Raw genomic sequence first — 17,312 nt, forward strand, 5'->3', positions numbered from 1 at the left:
CTGCTCCACAACAGTGCGGCCCAGCCGCTCCACCTCCGCCCGCAACGCCGCCGCCTCGGACGCCTCGGCCCGCGTCCGGCGTGGCCGCCCAGGCTTCGACGCCCCCAACGCAGCGATCGCCCCGTCGCGTGCCACCGCACGCAAACGAGACACCACCGACCGATCCACGCCGGCCTCCGCCGCCGCCTCGGCCTGGGTGATCTGCCCAGTCAGCATCCGCACCCACAAGTCGTACTTCTGCTCCGCTGTGAGCATCTTCCTCGGTCTCCGGCCCGGCGGAGCGGTCATCGGCAGCCTCCTGCGCTGAGACCGCCAACCCTGACCGACGCTGCTCGAAAAAACTCAGAACCCGTCGCGCAAAATCAGACGCAACACATCGGGGGTCGTGGACTTGGCCGATGCGTGCTGTCCAGCGTGCGATGTTGTGGGCCAAGGCGGCGCAGGCGAGCCAGGCGGCGTTGGCGGTGAAGCTGGCTGAGGGGCTGTGGGCGAGGCCGCCGGCTTTGAGGTCCCCGGTGGCGAGCTCGACGCGTGCGTGGGATCGGCAGGCGGCGTCGGCTGCTTTGGTGTCGAGTTCGGCTTCGCTGATGTCGGTGACGAATGTGTGGTGGCGCCAGTTGGGGAACAGGTCGGCCTGGTCGCCGACCAGGCGGGTGCGGCGCACCACCAGCCGCACCGTGCGCTCGGGCTTGCGGTTGGGCCGCCGTGCGCTGGTGAGCGTCGTTTCGGCGACTTGGGCCTCGCCGTCGTCGGTGTAGCCGATCGGGGTCCAGTCCGCATCGTCGACGGCCGCGACGGCCCTGCCGACGGCGGGGTTGGAGGCGACAGCGATCACGAACCTGGCGTCGAGCGCGTCGAGCTTGTCGACCAGGCCCCACGACAAGAACCCCGCGTCCGCGCGAACCGTCAGCTCCGCGTCCGGGGCGAGACGGCGCACCCGGTTGACGGTCTCGGCGAAGAAGCGGACATGGCCCCGCTGGGAGGAGCCCTTGCGCATCCGGCTGTGCACGATCTCGCCGGTGTCGTCGCGTGAAGCCACCAGCGGGTGATATCCCAGCCGCCCACCGTGCCCGTATGCAGCGCCGCCCTTCGCGTCGCTGTGCACCACCGCGACCGTGGAATCGACATCGACCGTGACCCGTTCCGCCGCCGGGGCGGCGCCTGCGTCCCACGCGCGGCCCAAAGCCAGCTCCTGGACGCGGTCCAGCTGACGCACATGACCCCACGAGAAGGACCGCAAGAACGTCCCCAACGTGGACGGCGCCACCGGCGCGAACCCAACCACCGACCCCGCCGAGCCGGCCCGCAGCCTGTCCGCGTCAGAAAAGAACGAACCCCCCACCAGCATCGAGCACACCGCCGTGAGCACCTTCGCTCCCGACCCGCGGCCCGCCGCAGGCGGGCGCACCGTCTCGTCGATCAAGCCCTCCAAGCCCAACCGGCCCGCCAGCGTGCCCACCGCCAGCAGACCAGCGTCCCCCACCAACGAGCCCTCGTCGAACACTGCCACGACCCGGTCCAACAACCGCGTATCATCGCTCACAGAAAGCGCCTCCCGTCATGGCATCACGCCACGATCTCACAACCGGCAAAATGCCACCCCAGGAGGCCTTTCTGGTGGACGCAAACCCCACCAGCCCAACCAAACCGATGGATCTGGGCTTAGGGAGATCTACATACAGATCTTGTGCGCATATCTTGTCCGATATCCTCGCTGGGCCTGCTCCGCGATCCTCAAGGCGTGAGACGGCCGGTGATCGACCGTCGATGATTGAATGACGATAGCGAGCAGATTCCTATGAGACGATTGAGCGCAGCGATACTCAGCGTGCTGTGTGCATCGGCGCTGACCGTGGTGCTGGCGACGCCTTCTGGTGCTACAGGTGACGCACCAGTCATCGACCCACCTCCCGTGGATAAGGCCGATGACACTGATGCCGCTGACGACGCAACACAAGAACCAGTCGGCGATACCGACACGACGGTCGACATCCCCGATGGTTTCGAGGAAGATGTCAATAGAGCGCTGCGCAAGCGGGGGTCCCCAAGGTCGGCACGCTGGCCGTGTTTCTACGGGTTCGGTGACTGCTCCTACGCCCGCACCGACACGGGCTACCTCGACTGCAACGGTCGGCTCATCGACGAACTCGGTGTCCGCTACGACGCCAGGAACGGATATGACTCCATTCACGTCGTGCCGACGACGCTCGGGCGTGCGTATAGCCCACCCGGCGCGACCGAATCCGTGCTGCTGTACAACGCAATGCATTCGTGTCTCAGAAGGCACAGCTTGAGTGTGACCGTTCTCAGTTGGACGGCGATCTGGCATCAGCTCTATTGTCATTTGCTCGGCAATGCCATCTTCGGCGGCGCGTCGTGGGATCTTGAAGGGCACCGCGATGAGAACCGGAACCCGGTGTCGTGGGTGATCCGTGGTTGCAACTGGTAGTCAATGAGACCGAAACCAACTGTCGCACCTGACACAGCATCGGAGGGGTCACCTCGTTCGACCGCGCAAGCGCTGGGACTTTGGGCCGCTTGGACTGCCGTGTCGATGCTCTTGCTCGGCGGCTGCGGTTTCACGGCAGCGTTTCGCGGCACTGACTGGGACCATCCGACTGACCCCAACTACACCGCTGCCTGGACCGTGATTGTCATTACAATCATCACAACAGTCGCGGCAGGGATTTTGTTGCGACGTCGTGCCGTGATTCTGACCGCGTTGGTGTTCGTGCCGTTCCAAGTCTGGTTCTACGTTGGGTACGCGATACCGGCAGGTGAATCCATGCCGAACTGAGATTGCTCGCATTGCGCAATCTCAATTCGGCGCGGCGCAGCGTGGTCGTGCGCAGTGCCTTGGTGAGGTCGGCAGGCAGCAGTTCTCAGATGCACGTGACCATCTTGCTCAACCGCAGGAGACAACTCGCGTGTCCATACGGCGACGCACAGCCACGCTGACCGGGCGCGGTCAGCTTTCAGCACCGGCTTGTCCGGTGCGCGATGCGGCAGGGCGGCGGCGCAGCAGTACCCGCAGCCGCGAGTAGAACTCGTCGGCGTCGATGTAGGTGCCGATGAGCCGCCGGCGTGTCCCGGCGTGAGGTTCGAAGGCGTCCCGTCCGTGCAGCACGCGCCGGTTGTCGAACACGACGATGTCGCCGGATCGGAACGGGTAGCGCATCTGGAACCGGTCCGAGCTGGCTGTCGAGCTGAGCACGCGCATCGCTGCATAGGCCCGGTCGAGATCGTGCGCCGCCATGGCGGGAAAGGCCCGCACCGGGTGGAATGCCCGGTACGTGTGGGGAATCCGGCCGTCGCCGGTGTCGATGATCGGTCCCTGCCAGCGGTGGTCGTGGTCGGGTGATCGATTGAAGAACACCCATTCCAGCGTGGTGAGTGCCTCGAATGCGTCCGGCTCGTGCGCTCGCAGATGGTCGGCTATGGCCAGGCCATCGGCCATCGTCGACCAGCCGCCTTCGACGCTGTTCTCCACGCAGTGCAGCATCTGCAGCCCGGGTGGCACTTCACGTGTCGGCAGGTCGGTGTGGGGAGCCCAGCCGCTGTCCCGTATTGGCCAGCGAGGTGGGCGTGATGTCGACATCCACGTGCCACGTCAGCCCGAAGTTGGAGTCCCGCATGGCACCGATGCGACCTGCCATCTCGGCGACAGTGCCGGGATCGGTGCCGCAGCCGGCCAGGCGCAGCAGGCCGTAGCGGGCAAGATCGCACAGAGCGTCGGCCAGCGCATCGTCGTGACTCAGGACGGCTCCTCCGTCGCGAGTCGCCGGCTCGGAGCACTGCGCTGCTGTCCACGGCACCGGCTCGGGGATGACCGCGAACGGCCGGTGCATCTGGTCGGCGACATGGCGCAGCCAGCCCGGATGGAACCTGGCCTCGCGGTGCTCGGGCTCGAAGGTCACCTCGAGCGCCCCACCGTCCAGTTCGATCCGGCCGAGCGACAGACGGGCATCGATATGAGCAGGGTCCAGTTCGCACTCACGCGTCACCGGATCGATGCCGCCGGCACCGGGTGCGTTCTCTCGCAGCCACATTGGATGGCACTCGAGTGTCGTTCCGTCGGGCCATGCGAGCTGGGCGGTGCCGTGCGCGGTGAGACACGCCGAAGCGAGCGCCGACCACGGGTAGCGGTAGTAGTCCGGAGTGGGGCAGTCCGGTGTGGGCGGATGGGCAGAACCCCGCTCGGTCACTGGCCAAATTGTCTCACAGCCCGCCCGGCTGACCGGTCCATATGACCGGAACCGTGCAGTCGTGTATTGAGTCGGCGACGCTGCGTTCGCTCAGATGCTGTCGGCGGCGGCGAGACCTTCGGGGTCGGCTTCCTGACCGGCCGCCATCGCTGCGAAGATCTCGGGCGGCTCTCGCCACGGATCGGCAGCGTTGCCGGCTCGCGCCGCAGCGATCGCCTCCCACACGCGTTGGGGACTCATGGGCATGTCGATGTGGCGGACACCGAGGTGCGCAACGGCGTCGATGACGGCGTTCTGCAGCGCCGGGGTGGAACCGATGGTGCTGGCCTCGCCAATGCCCTTCGCGCCGAGCGGGTTGAGCGGCGTGGGGGTGACGGTGTGGTGCACTTCGAAACTCGGGAACTCCGCCGCTGAGGGGAAGAGATAGGTCATGAGCGTGCTCGTTTGGGGATTGCCGTCGGCGTCGTAGACCACCTCTTCGAAGAGTGTCTGCGCCGCTCCTTGGGCGATGCCGCCGTGCTGCTGGCCCGCAAACAGCAGCGGGTTGATGACCGTGCCGGCGTCGTCGACCGCAATGTGGCGCAGGTAGTGGACTTCGCCGGTTTCGGTGTCGACTTCGACGACAGCGATGTGCGCGCCGAAGGGGAAGGTGGCGTGGACCTGGTCGAAGTCGAGCTGTGCAGCGAGTCCGGGGTCGATGGGCTCGCCGCGTTCGGCTGCCTGGATCTCTGCTGCCGTGGGCTCGCCCCTCACGTCATCAGGAGCGCTGTCGATCGAAGCAGCCAGCGTCGCCCAGTCCACCGTGCGCGCAGGAACGCCGGCCACGCTGAAGGTGCCGGCGGTGACGTCGAGCACGATGTCGTCTGGGTTGGCTTCCAGCAGGTGTGCGGCCAGCCGCTGCGCTCGCTCGACCAGCAGATCGGTGGCATTGGCCACCGCCGTGCCGCCGACCTGCAGCGAGCGCGATCCGCCGGTGCCGCTGCCGCGGGGCACCAGGTCGGTGTCGGACTGGATGAAACCGATGCGCTCGACGGAGATGCCGGTGCGGGCCGAGACGATCTGGGCGAACGTCGTGTGGTGCCCTTGGCCGTGCGCGCTCGTGCCGACACGGATGGTGGCGCCGCCGTCGGGCTCGATGCGCACGGCACCGAACTCCGCGCTGAGCCCGCTGGCGGTCACCTCCACGAAGCTGGCGACGCCGATGCCGAGCTGCCGCACGTCGCCTCGCGCCCGGCGTTCCTGCTGGGAGGCCCGCAGGTCGTCGTAGCCGGCCAGATCGGCGGCCCGCCGCAGCGACAGGGCGAAGTCTCCGCTGTCGTAGGTGAGACCGGTGAGCGTGTCGAAGGGGAACTCGTCGGGTCTGATGAAGTTGCGAAGTCGCAGCTCGATGGGGTCGATGCCGGTCTCGATGGCCGCCTGATCCACCAGGCGTTCCAGCAGGGCGGCAGCTTCGGGCCGTCCGGCCCCCCGGTAGGCGCCCATGGGCGTCGTGTTGGTGACGCCGGTGACGACATCGAACCGGATCGCCCCGAATGCATAGGTGCCGTGGGACATCCGCCTGGTGCCCGCGGGCAGCATCGTGCCCAGGTCGGGGTACGCGCCGGCATCCCCGACGAGGCGGACACGCAGCCCGGTGAAGGTGCCGTCGTCTCGCACGCCGAGCTCGGCGTACTGCACCTGCGCCCGGCTGTGCGCCAGGGTCACCATGTCCTCGCTGCGGCCCGGCGTCCAGGTGACGGGCCGGCCGAGGCGGTCCGCCAGCGCAGTCACCACGGTGTGCTCGTGATGCAGGCCCGCCTTGGCCCCGAAGCCCCCGCCGACGTGGGGGGCGATGAAGCGCAGCCGTTGCGGCTCCCAGCCGAGCGCTGCCGCGAGCAGGGTGTGGGACAGGTGCGGCATCTGGGTGGCGCAGTACACGGTCATGCGGCCGTCGCTGCCCGGGATCGCCGCGCACGAGTTCGGCTCCAGGGGTGCCGCAGCGAGCTTCTGGTTGACGTAGCGGCCCCGCACCACGTGTGCAGCCCCCTCGAGCGGGTCGTGGCCGGGCGGATCGGTGATCTGGGTGGCGACATTGTCAGGCCGCCCATCGAAGACGACCGGTGTGCCGGGCACGAGCGCCGCTTCGGCATCGCTGATGGCAGGCAGCCGCCCGTAGTCGACCTCGACCAGCTCGGCGGCATCGACCGCTTGGGCCAGCGTTTCGGCGACGACCACCGCAACCGCTTCGCCGACGAATCGCACCCTGTCGACCGCCAGGGGGGAGCGGGCGAACTCGTCGGCCACCTTGACGTACACGGGGTGCGGCGCGAGGCCGAGGTCGGCGGCGGTGCACACGGCCGCCACGCCGGGCGCCCCGGCGGCCTCGGCGGTGTCGATGGCCTCGATGACGGCGTGGGCGATGGGGGACCGCACGAACACTGCGTGGCACATGCCGCCGGCGTGGTGGTCGTAGACGTAGCGGCCGCCGACGGTGAGCAGCTCGGGGTCTTCGACCCGCCGGACTTCGTTGCCCAGGATCGACCCAGCCATGAGCGGCGAGGCTAGTGAGGGGTGCTTGCACAGGACCGGGCGAACGTGCTCGTTACGCTGCCGCCGTGACCGGCGACGTGTACACCCATGGCCACCACTCGACGGTGGTCAACCAGCACGCGCGGCGCACAGCGGAGGACTGTGCTGCGTTCGCGCGCCACCTGATCGCGCCCGATTCCCGCATCCTCGACGTCGGCTGCGGCCCGGCCTCGATCACCGTCGGCTTGGCACGCTGGGCGGCACACGGCCACGTCACCGGCATCGAGGTGGGCGACGACATCCTGGCTACTGCCGCGACCACCGTCGCAGAGGCCGATGTCGGCAACGTGACGCTCGCCAAGGAGTCGGTGTACGAGCTGCCGTACCCCGACGGCAGTTTCGACGTGGCCTATGCCCACCAGGTGCTGCAGCACCTCTCAGATCCGGTGGCGGCGATCCGGGAGATGGCACGCGTCGTGCGAGCCGGCGGCTGGGTGGCGGCGCGCGACTCCGACTACTCGACCATGCGGGGCTTTCCGTCCAGCGAGGGCATCACCCGGTGGCGCGAGGTGTATCGCCAGGTCTGCCGGCACAACAGCGCCGAGCCAGATGCGGGCCGGCATCTCTACTCGTGGTTCCGCAGCGCTGGGTTGGCCGAAGTGCAGATGTCAGCGTCGGTGTGGCAGTTCTTCACGCCCGAGACACGGCGCAACTGGGGCTATTCCTGGGCCGAGCGGTCTCTCCAGAGCAGCTTCGCCGAGCAGGCGGTCGACTACGGATATGCCACCGCCGCCGAGATGGAGGACATTGCCGCCGCCTGGCGCGCATGGGCCGATACCCCCGACGGCTACTTCCATTTCATTCACGCGGAGGCGTTGGCGCAGGTCGCCTGACGCGGCCGGCGTTCCTTCGTCGAGAAGACTCGAACTGGCACTCCTCTGGGAGGCTGCCAGCACCCGGTCCGAAGTGCGGCGCTGCGCTCAGCGGGCACGAGCAGTTTCGACCTCATGCGCGAAGGGAGGGTTGGCTCCGGCGCGTGTGCAGGTGATCGCGGCGGCGACGGCGGCTCGTTCGGCGATGGAACGCCATTCGGCCAGGCCGAGCGAAGCCAGCGCCGACCGGTCGGCGCCCAGCAGATTCCACAGCGAGACGAGCACTGCGCCGACGAAGGCGTCACCGGCGCCGACCGTGTCGACGACCGCCACGCTCGGCGCCGCCACGTCGACGGCGCCCTCGGTCGTGTAGACCGTCGCGCCATCGGAGCCACGGGTGATGATCACCGCCACGGTTCGCCCCTCCAGCAGCTCCGCCGCGCAGTTGACGGCGGGGCGTCGGGGCCAGATCCAGTCGAGATCCTCGTCGGAGGCCCGGTACAGGTCGCACGCCTGCAGCCATCGGTGATGGAAGCGGTCCCAGCGCTGCCGGTCCGTGATGACCGCTGGCCGGACGTTCGGATCCAGCGACACGATGCCGCGGTGACGCTCCGCGAGCTGGGCCAGCACGTCGGCGGCTCGGCCCCGGAACATGCCGAGCGTGCCCCCGTGCACGATGTGCGGGCCGGGCGTGAGCGAGGCCAGCTCCGCCGATTCGAGTGCGGTGTCAGCAGTGCCGTCGCCCTCGAAACGGAACGACGGGCTCGGCGTGAAGCTGACCATCGCCCGCGCTGTGGGCTCGGGGCCTCGTTCGCACGCTCGCAGATCGACCCCGTTGCGCTGCAAGTGCCCCCAGATGAGCTCTCCGTCGGCATCGGTCGACACCCGTCCGACAAATGCGCTCGGGGCCCCGAGTCGAGCTGCCGCAACAGCGGCATTCATCGGACCGCCTCCGGGCACTGATCGGCACTCAGCCCCATCGAGCACGTCCACCAGCGCCTCGCCGCAGCACACGATCACCGGCCGAACCCCATCGCGGCAGTCTGGCGTACGACCTTCGTGAGCGGTCGGTCTGGCATTGATCGGCACTGGGCTCGTTGCGCCGCTGCGGGCGCGACGGTGCCCCGGCGAACGCTCCTGAGCCGAAGAGCGCTGCCGGGGCGCCGCCCGCACCGGTCAGAGCAGCGGGACGGCCCGGACCGGTACGACCTACTGCAAGCGCTGTGCCGCTGCGATCAGCCGGGCCAGCTCGGCCACATCGGCGTCACCGCGGAAGTCACGAGCCACGGCCTCGGCCTCGGTGCGAAGCTGGCGCATCGACGCCGAGGCCGACGCCGATGGTGGACAGCCCGATGTCGGAGCGCTCGCCGAGCTGGCGCAGGATCCGGTCGGTCTCGGTGGCGCCGACGTTGGCGACGCCGTCAGAGAACAGCAGCACGAGCACATGGCGTCCCCGGTCGGCCTCGCTTTCGGCCATGCGATAGCCGGTGACGAGGCCGCCGGCGACGTTGGGGCTGCCGTCGGGCCGCACGTCCCGCTGGATGCGACGGATCAGGTCGTCGTGATTGCGGCCGACCGGCGCGGGTCTCGCCACCGTCTGGGCACGGTCGGCGTAGGCCACGACGCCCACCCGGGTCTCGGGCTCGAGCCCTTCGAGCAGCAGGTCGACGGCGTCGTAGACCAGCTCGATGCGCCGGGACCTGTCGTTGCCGGTGCCGATCTGCTCATTCATCGAGCCCGAGCTGTCGAGCACCAGGATGATGCTGTCGGGTCGCAGCGCATCCGACACGATATGGGGCGCCTGCACGCCCACCCTCAGCAACAGGTCGTCAGAGTCTGCGAACGGCGACGGTGCGGCCTCGACACTGATGGTGAATTCGTCGATGTCGTCGTCGTAGCCGCCGTCGAAGTATGACGAATTCGTCAACTATGGCGGCGGCGGCTACCGCCAATGTTCGCCAGTGTCCGCAGAAGTACCGAAAATAGTTGTGTGACCTGCGGCAACGCTTCTAGCCCAGTGTCCTAGTTGGTCCCGAGAAATCCTCTTTGATACGCTTACTGCCGTTCGCCTATACATATTCAGGAACACAGCAAGGAGGCAGCAATGCTCACAGACACAGCAATACGCAACGCAAGACCGAAGCCAGACGGCAGCCCGAGAGTCTTGGGCGACGGTCGCTACGGGCTGGCGCTCAGGATCAGCCAGCGCAAAGACGGCAGAACAACCAAGACGTTCATTCAGCAGATAAAGATCGACGGCAGGCGCACTCATGTAGGGCTTGGCGAATATCCGATTGTCAGCCTCGCAGAAGCCCGCGAACAGGCACTCGACAACCTGCGCGAGACACGACACGGCAACGATGTTCGCACTAGGAGCGCAGCGGCAGCCACAGGAGCGCTCACCTTCGCTGACGCTGAGGCTGCTTTCGTTCGCACGCTGTCGAACACAGCCCGCACGCTTGCAAACCGTGAACGCGAAATGTCCACCTACATGCTGCCGAAAATCGGCAGCCTGCCAGTCAGCCAGATTCGGCAAGCCGACATAGTGGCTGCTTTGGAACAGCCGCACCCTGATAAGAACGAACCTGTTTGGCTGGCTGTTCCTACGGTCGCTGACAGACTGCTGTTCTACACGCGCAACGTCTTTGACTGGCTTGTAGCGACAAAGCAGCTTGACATGTCGCCAATCAGCGCAGGTGTTCGCAAGGCACTTGCTCAGCGCCCCAAGAAAGAACGCAAGCATCATCGCGCTGTTCCTTGGCAGCAAATCCCTGAAGCCGTGAAGCAGATTGCCGAATATCACAACCCAATGAGCAAGCAGTCAGCAATGCGCAAACTGGGCTTGCTGTTCACGATCCTCACAGCAAGGCGTTCCGCTGAGACAATCCGCGCCGAATGGTCGCAGTTTGACATTGCGGCAGCTCGTTGGAACAAGCCCTACGACATGATGAAGTCTCGCAAAGCGCATGATGAGCCTTTGAGCGCTCAGGTGTTGGCGATAACGGCAGGCGCAGCCGAAGCGCCTTGGCGCAAATATCAGGGTGAGCCTTCGGGCGCTGTGTTCGCTGAGCAAGGCAAAGCCACTTTGCAGGATGCTGACATGCTCAAATTGGTCAAAGCCGCAGGGCTTGAAGATCAGTACGGCGACGCTGCCACCGTTCACGGTTTCCGCAACAGCTTCGCTGACTGGGCTATGGCGCAAGGTCACCCTGAATGGCTCATAGACATTCAGCTCGCCCACGCGAAAGCCAATGAGACAGAAGCCGCATACAAGCGCTCAGATCATGTCGAACTGCGACGCGAAATGATGCAGCAATGGGCGCATTTCTGTCTGTCGGCTGTCAGCGATCCTGAGACGCTTGAAAGCCTGTTCGCTGACATTCAGGCAGGCAAGTAGCCACCTAGGAGGGTGGTCGGAAAGCCGCTGTTTCGGCGTTTGTCAGATGCAAACCCACAGGTCAGGGACTTGCTGTGTCGGCAAGATCCCCATTTCCGACCACCCTCCTAGGAGACTGCTGATTTATTGACGGCGATTTCCGCGTCCGGTTGTGGGGCGCGCGGGACACTGGTCAGATGCAGGGGACGGCGGAGCAGGATCGGGTGCTGTTGGATGCGGCGGCGGTGTGCGGGCATCTGTTGGGGGCGGGGTCGGTGCATGCGCTGTTGGCGCAGCATCGCGGTCGGCTGTTTCCCGATGAGATGTTCGAGGATCTGTTCGGGTCTGGGCGGGGCCGTCCGTCGGTGCCGGGCGGGGTGGTGGCTGTGGTGTTGGTGCTGCAGGCGTTTGAGGGCCTGTCGGATCGGATGGCGTGCCGGCGTTTGCAGACCGATCTGGCGTGGAAGGCCGCGGCGGGTCTGGCTGTGACTGATGAGGCGTTCCACCCGACGGTGCTGACGTTGTGGCGCAACCGGCTGCGGGCCGGCGAGCGGCCTGATCGGGTGTTCGACGCGGTGCGGGAGCTGGTCGCCGAGACCGGGGCGGTGGCTGGGCGGTCCCGGCGTGTTCTGGATTCGACGGTGCTCGACGACGCTGTCGCCCGTCAGGACACCGTGTCGATGCTGGTGAACCAGATTCGGCGGGTGCGCAGGCTGGTGGGCGAGCTGGGCGAGGTCCCGGTGCGCGAGCGCAATCTGGATGTGGCGGGGCCGGTGGTGGACTGGGACGATCCCGCCGACGAGCAGCGGCTCGTGAGCGAGTTGGTGGATGACGCGTTGGAGCTGATCGGCGCCGCAGCCGACCTCGATCTGGACGATTCCCAAGCCGACGCTGTGGGCTTGCTGGGGCTGGTCGCGGGCCAGGACACCGAGCCCGCCGGGGACGAGCCGGGCCGGTGGCGGATCGCGCAGGGCACGGCGAAGCACCGGGTGATCAGCGTTGTCGATCCCGAGTCTCGGCACGCCCACAAGACCGCTCACAGCTACCGCGACGGTTTCAAGGCCCACATCGCGGCTGAGCCCGACACGGGTCTTGTCACCGCAGCCGATCTCACCCCAGGCGACATGGGCGACGCTGACGCGGCGATGGGACTGCTCGCCAGCGAGCCGGCGGGCACCGTGGTGCTCGCCGACAGCGCCTATGGAACCGGCAAGCTGCGAGCCGACCTGCGCGCTGCGCAGATGGCAGCGGTGATCAAGCCCCCGCCGCTGCGGACCGCGGTCCCCGGCGGGCACAGCCTCGACGACTTCGACATCGACTACAGCTAGGACCCCCACAACGGCGAGTTCTCCGGCACCGTCACATGCCCTGAGGGCGTCACGGCCGCCATCAGCGCCACCGGCACCGCGACCTTCGGGAGGCACTGCCGCGGATGCCCCCAACGATCACGCTGCACCACCGCCAAGACAGGGCACAGCATCCAGATCCACCCCCACCACGACCTGCCCGCCGCCGCCCGAGCGCAAGCCCGCACCACCGAGTTCGCCGACGACTACCGACAGCATCGGCCCCTCGCCGAGCGCAGCATCGCCTGGCTCGTCCGCCGAGCCCGAAGATGCCCCTACCTCGGCACCGCCAAGAACCGGCACTGGCTGCGGCTGCGCGCCGCAGCAGTCAACCTCCAACGCCTCACCAACCTCGGACTGCACCACAACGGCACCCGCTGGGCCATCACCTGACCCCCACCACACCCAAAACGCACCGACGACACCGCCGAACCAGTCCGGGATCATCCCGCCGGCGCTGCCACACCCCGAACCATGACACGCATGTAATGCCCAGCGAGGTTGTTGACGTGGTTGGCGGGTGTGGCTGCGATGGCGGTGTGGTGCCGGTGGAGATTGCAGGCGTGGATCCAGTTCTGAAGGCGGCGGCCACGAACTTTGCGGTGTCATATGCCCTGTCCGTGCCGACGATGTGCTGGCGCGTCCGTTGAGGACTCGTCGCAGCATCGGCTGGTCGGAGATTATGGTTGTGGCGTGTGTAATCAGAGTCCGCTAGCCGACTGACGCGCTAGCCGACTGACGCGGCGTGAAGGTCGTCCATATGCTCCATATGCTTGGGAGGCGAGTGCTGTGCGCGCTCTGCTGCATCGCGTTGTTGGGCGGTGTGTTCTGGCTGCCGTTGGGGGACGCGTCGGCGCAAGTCGACAACTCCAGCGGTGGCGGTGTCGTGCTGGCGGTCGCCAATGGGGAGTCGTTCGCCGATGTCGGCGTGGCTGCTGCCTTGGTGGCGTCTGGTGAGGCTGATGCGTTGGTGATCGCTGCTGCTGCTGATGTCTTGGGTGACGGCGCGGCGGGTGTTTTCGGACACGCCATGGACTCATTAGGGGGGGGGGGGGGGGATAGGGGTTTTGCTTGTCGGCGGCACCGCGGTGCTGTCCAAGACTCTCGAAGCGCAGGTCTCGACGCTGGCCCCGATGGCATCTGTGGAGCGTCTTTGGGGCGCGACGCGCACTGAGACCGCAGCAGCAGCGGCGCGGCGTGCACTGGGTCACCCTTCTGCAGACGTCGGCGCTGTACGAGTAGCGCTGGCCAACGGCTCGTCGCCGGCCGATGTGGGTGCCGCCGCGGCCTTGGTGGCCGCTGGGGGCGCAGACGCTGTGCTGTATTCGGGTGCCGACGCACTCGGGCGCGAGACGGCGATGCTGCTCGGCGAGTATCAGGTCTCCACGGTCTATCTGATCGGCGGCACAGCGGTTCTGTCCGAGCGGCTGCGCACTGACGCGGTGTCCGCGGCTGGCAATGCCAAGTCGCGTCGGCTGTCCGGCGAGGCGCGTGAGCACACCGCTGCTGCGGTCGCGCGGGCATCGGCGGCCGACTGCGTCGCTGCGGCGGTGATTGCGAACGGCCGCTCTCCGGTCGACGTCGGCACGGCGGCGGCCTTGGCTGGCGCATTGGGCGACAGCGTTGTTCTCTTCGCCGCTTCGGCGCATGACGCTGGCGAATCTGCCCGTGATGCGGTCAGCGATCTCGGACCGGCGCAGGTCGTGCTTGTCGGTGGCGCCGACGCGCTCGGCGCCGCCATCGAGGAGCAGCTGCCCGGCGCACGCATCGCCGACGCGCACCACGCCGCTCGACGCGCACTGGCGGGACCTGCTGACGACTGCGACAACGCCGAACGCGCTGCACCGCCGACGGAACGTCAAGGGGGCAGCACGCCGGAGGGTCCCGCACCGGAAGGCAGCACGCCGGAAGGCAGCACGCCGGAGGGTTCCGCACCGGAGGGCAGCACGCCGGAAGGCACGCGGGGCGAAGCGGTCGACGACCGTGACGCTCCCGCGCCCGGTTCGCCGTCAGCGCCGCTGGAGCTGAGCGTCGAGGCGGCACATACCGAATTGGAGATCGAGTGGCTGCCGCCTGAAGATTCCGGCGCGTCTGAGGTGACCGGCTATGTGGTTCAGTTCCGAATGGCGAGTGATCTGTGGACGTTTGAAACGATCGGCCGTCGAGTCGGGGCCGACGCGCGCTCCGCGACTCTCATCGGTCTCGACAACGGAATCGAATTCGTGGTGCGGGTCGCCGCGGAGAACAGGCAGGGGAGAGGCAGATGGGTCTCAGCAGCAGGGACGCCGACGCTGGCCGACGGGGCTTTGGGCGAGCCGCTTGATCTGCGTCCGAATGCGTCTGGCGATGACGGTGGCATTCTGATGACGTGGCATGACCCCGCCGACAGGGGCGATTCTGCGCTGACTGCGTATCGACTGCAGTACAAGCTGCTGGACCGGCCATGGTCTTCCGCGACGGAACTGCGGACTGATGCCGAGCGCAACGAGGCAATCGTCTACGACCCAGGACGCAATATCGGCCTCGCCTTCATCGAGGTCGAAACCTACGAGGTGTACGAGGTGCGTGTAGCCGCCGTCGTCGAGGCGGGCACAGGCAAGGCTGTCACAGGCCGGTGGGCAACCAGCACCGTGTACGGCGGCGGTAGGAAACCTGGAGCGGTGCGAGACTTGACCGTCGAGCCTCGGGGAACAGGATCCGACGCCGACTTGATCGTTTTCTGGTCGATACCCAGATACAGCCCGACACCAATCCGCGGCTACCGAGTCCAGTGGTTTCCGTGGGATCCAACCAGCGAAAGCGCACGGGGCGAGGCGACGGTGACGTCGCCTAGCTACAGCATCCCGATCGCGGGCCTAGGCGCAGAGCACTATGCCGTCCGGGTGTCTGCCGTGAACGAGGGTGGGGAGGAGGGACCGAGCGTGGATGACGATACGTTCTTCGGCGCATCGCCCTCTGCGCCCACGGAACTTGCAGCGGCGCAGCGGGAAGCCGGTGTCGAAGTCTCGTGGGCGGCGCCGAGCTATGGCGGACTCGGCGGCGTGCTTGGATACAGAGTGCGCTGGAGGCCGACGGCTTCGAGTGAGTGGAACGATGCTGACAGCGCCGACAAAGGTGCTGCCGAGCGCTCGCACGCCATCTCCGGTTTGTCAACAGGGAGTTACGCTGTCGCTGTCACCGCTGTCAGCGACAGCGGTGAGGGGGGCGAAGCGACAGCCGACTTCATCTACGCAGGCATCCCGGGCAAGCCAAGCGCACTGACGCTGACGCCCGGCGACGGTCGTGTGACTGCGGAATGGTCAGCGCCTTCGGGTGACGGCCTCGGCACAGCACACTACGTGGTGCAATGGAAGGACACCGGCGCCGACAGCTGGGATGACGCCGACGAAGCCGAGGTGCCGCCGCGCAGCACTGCCTACACGATCGAAGATCTCGCGAACGATCATTCCCAATCGGTCAGGGTCGCCGCGAGGACACTGGCAGGCACCGGGCCATGGTCCGACGCCAAGGATGCGGCTGCTGCTGCGGGCGGTGCGCACGATCCTCGCGACCTCGTCTTGGACGGACGCCACACGCGCATGCACGTGGACTGGGCCGCCCCGACGCAGGCATCGACGGTGACGCTGTATCGCGTGGAGTGGCGGCTCGGGGGTGAGGAGTTCTCGGAGGACCAGGCCGTCACCCTCGACGCGAGCAAGACCTCGACGGTCATCTACGGCCCACTGACGACCTCCGTCGTCTACGTTGTGCGCGTCACTGCGCTCGACGAACAGGGCTCGTCACTTGGGAACGCCGCCGCCGCCGCGGAGGTTGTGTCGGCGCACGACTACATCGACAAGGAATTGATCGGTCCGCGCATCGACGATTTCCAATGGCTTCAGGATGTTTGGATCCGCTACCGACCCAGGATCCGGATCGCAGATATTTCCTATTTGGGTCAATACGATATTGGCAGCGTTACTCTGAGACTTGACACCTATCGCTCCATCTACACTGTCCTCCACGAGCTTGCACATCACTTGACGATTCTGCCAAGTGCGCCTAGCAACCCCTTGTCGGTAGCCATCGGCCAGTTTTACTTCAATCAGCTCGTCGGGACTAACTGTGGCGGCCGCGGTGTCCCCGATCGGGAGGCTATAGCTGACGCGATCGCCTATGAGACGCTCGACGGCAGATCCGGTGACTGGACATATCTGTATGCGTGCGACCTCATATCAGTACCGCCGAACCCTGAGACACGATCGGTTGTTGCAGACATCATCCACGGCCGTACGCCGCAGTGGTTCTTTGACATCTACAGCAGTGACGGGACGATGGAGAGCGTAGACCTCGATCTCTTCTTCGCCGACTTGACAAAGGCTCGCGATTCTGCATTTGCCTCAGAGTTTCGGGTTTTTCTCAAGGATGCATTCGGGGGATTCTGCTCAAAGGAAGAAGGCTTCATCACGTTCAGTCGAGTATTTCTTGTTGATCCTCCGCTTGTGCCGTACAAGAACCCGTGGATTGACGGTGGTTGCGAGACCAGATGGCCGCGAATCCTGACCGCGGAGAGCGGCGGCGGGGAGGTTCATGTGAGATGGCAAGAACCGTACTGGACGACTACACCTGCGATAAACGCCTACGTTCTGCAATGGAAATCGGGTGCGCAGTCGTACGACACATCACGCCAATCAGTGATCACCGACCTTGAGGACCTGAGTCACACGATCACTGGGTTGACATCAGGCACGGAGTATTCTGTGCGTGTCGCCGCTGTGAATGCCACTGACCCTAGCGACATGACTGAATTCATCCAATCCGACTTCGACGACGATGATGGCCATCAACGGGTTGTGGAAGTGACAGTAACAGTGGATTAGAGATCCACCATGCCCTGCTAGGAGTCCGCTGATTTGTTGGCGGTGATTTCCGCGTGGGGGGTGGGTGGCGCGTGGGACACTGGTGGGGTGCAGGGGTCAGCGGGTCGGGATCGGGTGTTGTTGGACGCGGCGGTGGTGTGCGGGCA

11 protein-coding genes and 2 pseudogenes are annotated in these 17,312 nt (G+C 66.4%); 7 read left to right on the forward strand and 6 right to left on the reverse strand.

Annotated elements, in window-relative coordinates:
- Positions 1–445: 445 nt before the first annotated feature.
- Positions 446–1,543: pseudogene (locus ACOGXQ_RS10335) on the reverse strand (IS1380 family transposase); the annotation flags it as partial.
- 255 nt (positions 1,544–1,798) lie between these two features.
- Here ACOGXQ_RS10335 and ACOGXQ_RS10340 point away from each other — a divergent pair.
- Together ACOGXQ_RS10340 and ACOGXQ_RS10345 are read left to right on the forward strand one after the other, a co-directional pair.
- The gene (locus ACOGXQ_RS10340; protein ID WP_419947300.1) at positions 1,799–2,449 is read left to right on the forward strand and encodes a hypothetical protein; all 651 of its coding nucleotides are present in this window, start codon (positions 1,799–1,801) and stop codon (positions 2,447–2,449) included.
- 99 nt (positions 2,450–2,548) lie between these two features.
- Entirely contained in the window at positions 2,549–2,797 is a 249-nt protein-coding gene (locus ACOGXQ_RS10345; RefSeq protein ID WP_419947301.1) for a hypothetical protein, read from the forward strand.
- Between the two features lie 171 nt (positions 2,798–2,968).
- On the opposite strand, the gene ACOGXQ_RS10350 is transcribed toward ACOGXQ_RS10345, so the two are convergent.
- From ACOGXQ_RS10350 to ACOGXQ_RS10360, 3 genes are all read right to left on the reverse strand, one after another.
- A complete protein-coding gene (locus ACOGXQ_RS10350; RefSeq protein WP_419947302.1) occupies positions 2,969–3,598 on the reverse strand; it encodes a TauD/TfdA family dioxygenase in 630 nt (209 codons plus the stop codon).
- Entirely contained in the window at positions 3,522–4,205 is a 684-nt protein-coding gene (locus ACOGXQ_RS10355) for a hypothetical protein (protein ID WP_419947303.1), read from the reverse strand. The genes ACOGXQ_RS10350 and ACOGXQ_RS10355 overlap by 77 nt, the downstream gene beginning before the upstream one ends.
- A gap of 90 nt (positions 4,206–4,295) precedes the next feature.
- Positions 4,296–6,734 (reverse strand): xanthine dehydrogenase family protein molybdopterin-binding subunit, encoded by a 2,439-nt coding sequence (locus tag ACOGXQ_RS10360; RefSeq protein ID WP_419947304.1) that lies wholly within the window; start codon positions 6,732–6,734, stop codon positions 4,296–4,298.
- A 65-nt stretch (positions 6,735–6,799) separates the two neighbouring features.
- Between ACOGXQ_RS10360 and ACOGXQ_RS10365 the strand changes: the two genes are divergently transcribed.
- The gene (locus ACOGXQ_RS10365; protein ID WP_419947305.1) at positions 6,800–7,606 is read left to right on the forward strand and encodes a methyltransferase domain-containing protein; all 807 of its coding nucleotides are present in this window, start codon (positions 6,800–6,802) and stop codon (positions 7,604–7,606) included.
- Positions 7,607–7,693: 87 nt separating this feature from the next.
- On the opposite strand, the gene ACOGXQ_RS10370 is transcribed toward ACOGXQ_RS10365, so the two are convergent.
- Together ACOGXQ_RS10370 and ACOGXQ_RS10375 are read right to left on the reverse strand one after the other, a co-directional pair.
- On the reverse strand, positions 7,694–8,605 hold the full coding sequence (locus ACOGXQ_RS10370) for a carbohydrate kinase family protein (protein ID WP_419947306.1): 912 nt from the start codon (positions 8,603–8,605) through the stop codon (positions 7,694–7,696).
- A 256-nt stretch (positions 8,606–8,861) separates the two neighbouring features.
- On the reverse strand, positions 8,862–9,512 hold the full coding sequence (locus ACOGXQ_RS10375; protein ID WP_419947307.1) for a vWA domain-containing protein: 651 nt from the start codon (positions 9,510–9,512) through the stop codon (positions 8,862–8,864).
- A gap of 177 nt (positions 9,513–9,689) precedes the next feature.
- Between ACOGXQ_RS10375 and ACOGXQ_RS10380 the strand changes: the two genes are divergently transcribed.
- The 4 genes and pseudogenes from ACOGXQ_RS10380 to ACOGXQ_RS10395 all read left to right on the forward strand — a co-directional run bounded on the left by ACOGXQ_RS10380 (position 9,690) and on the right by ACOGXQ_RS10395 (position 17,166).
- Positions 9,690–10,982, forward strand: coding sequence for a tyrosine-type recombinase/integrase (locus ACOGXQ_RS10380; protein WP_419947308.1), 1,293 nt, complete (start codon positions 9,690–9,692; stop codon positions 10,980–10,982).
- 176 nt (positions 10,983–11,158) lie between these two features.
- Positions 11,159–12,700, forward strand: a pseudogene (locus ACOGXQ_RS10385) (IS1182 family transposase).
- 376 nt (positions 12,701–13,076) lie between these two features.
- Positions 13,077–13,481 carry a hypothetical protein gene (locus ACOGXQ_RS10390; RefSeq protein ID WP_419947309.1) on the forward strand — a complete coding sequence of 135 codons (405 nt, stop codon included), beginning with the start codon at positions 13,077–13,079 and terminating at the stop codon, positions 13,479–13,481.
- Positions 13,441–17,166, forward strand: coding sequence for a fibronectin type III domain-containing protein (locus ACOGXQ_RS10395; protein WP_419947310.1), 3,726 nt, complete (start codon positions 13,441–13,443; stop codon positions 17,164–17,166). The genes ACOGXQ_RS10390 and ACOGXQ_RS10395 overlap by 41 nt, the downstream gene beginning before the upstream one ends.
- Positions 17,167–17,312: the final 146 nt, after the last annotated feature.

It is taken from the genome of Candidatus Poriferisodalis sp. (assembly GCF_965208485.1).
Classification (GTDB): domain Bacteria; phylum Actinomycetota; class Acidimicrobiia; order Acidimicrobiales; family Poriferisodalaceae; genus Poriferisodalis.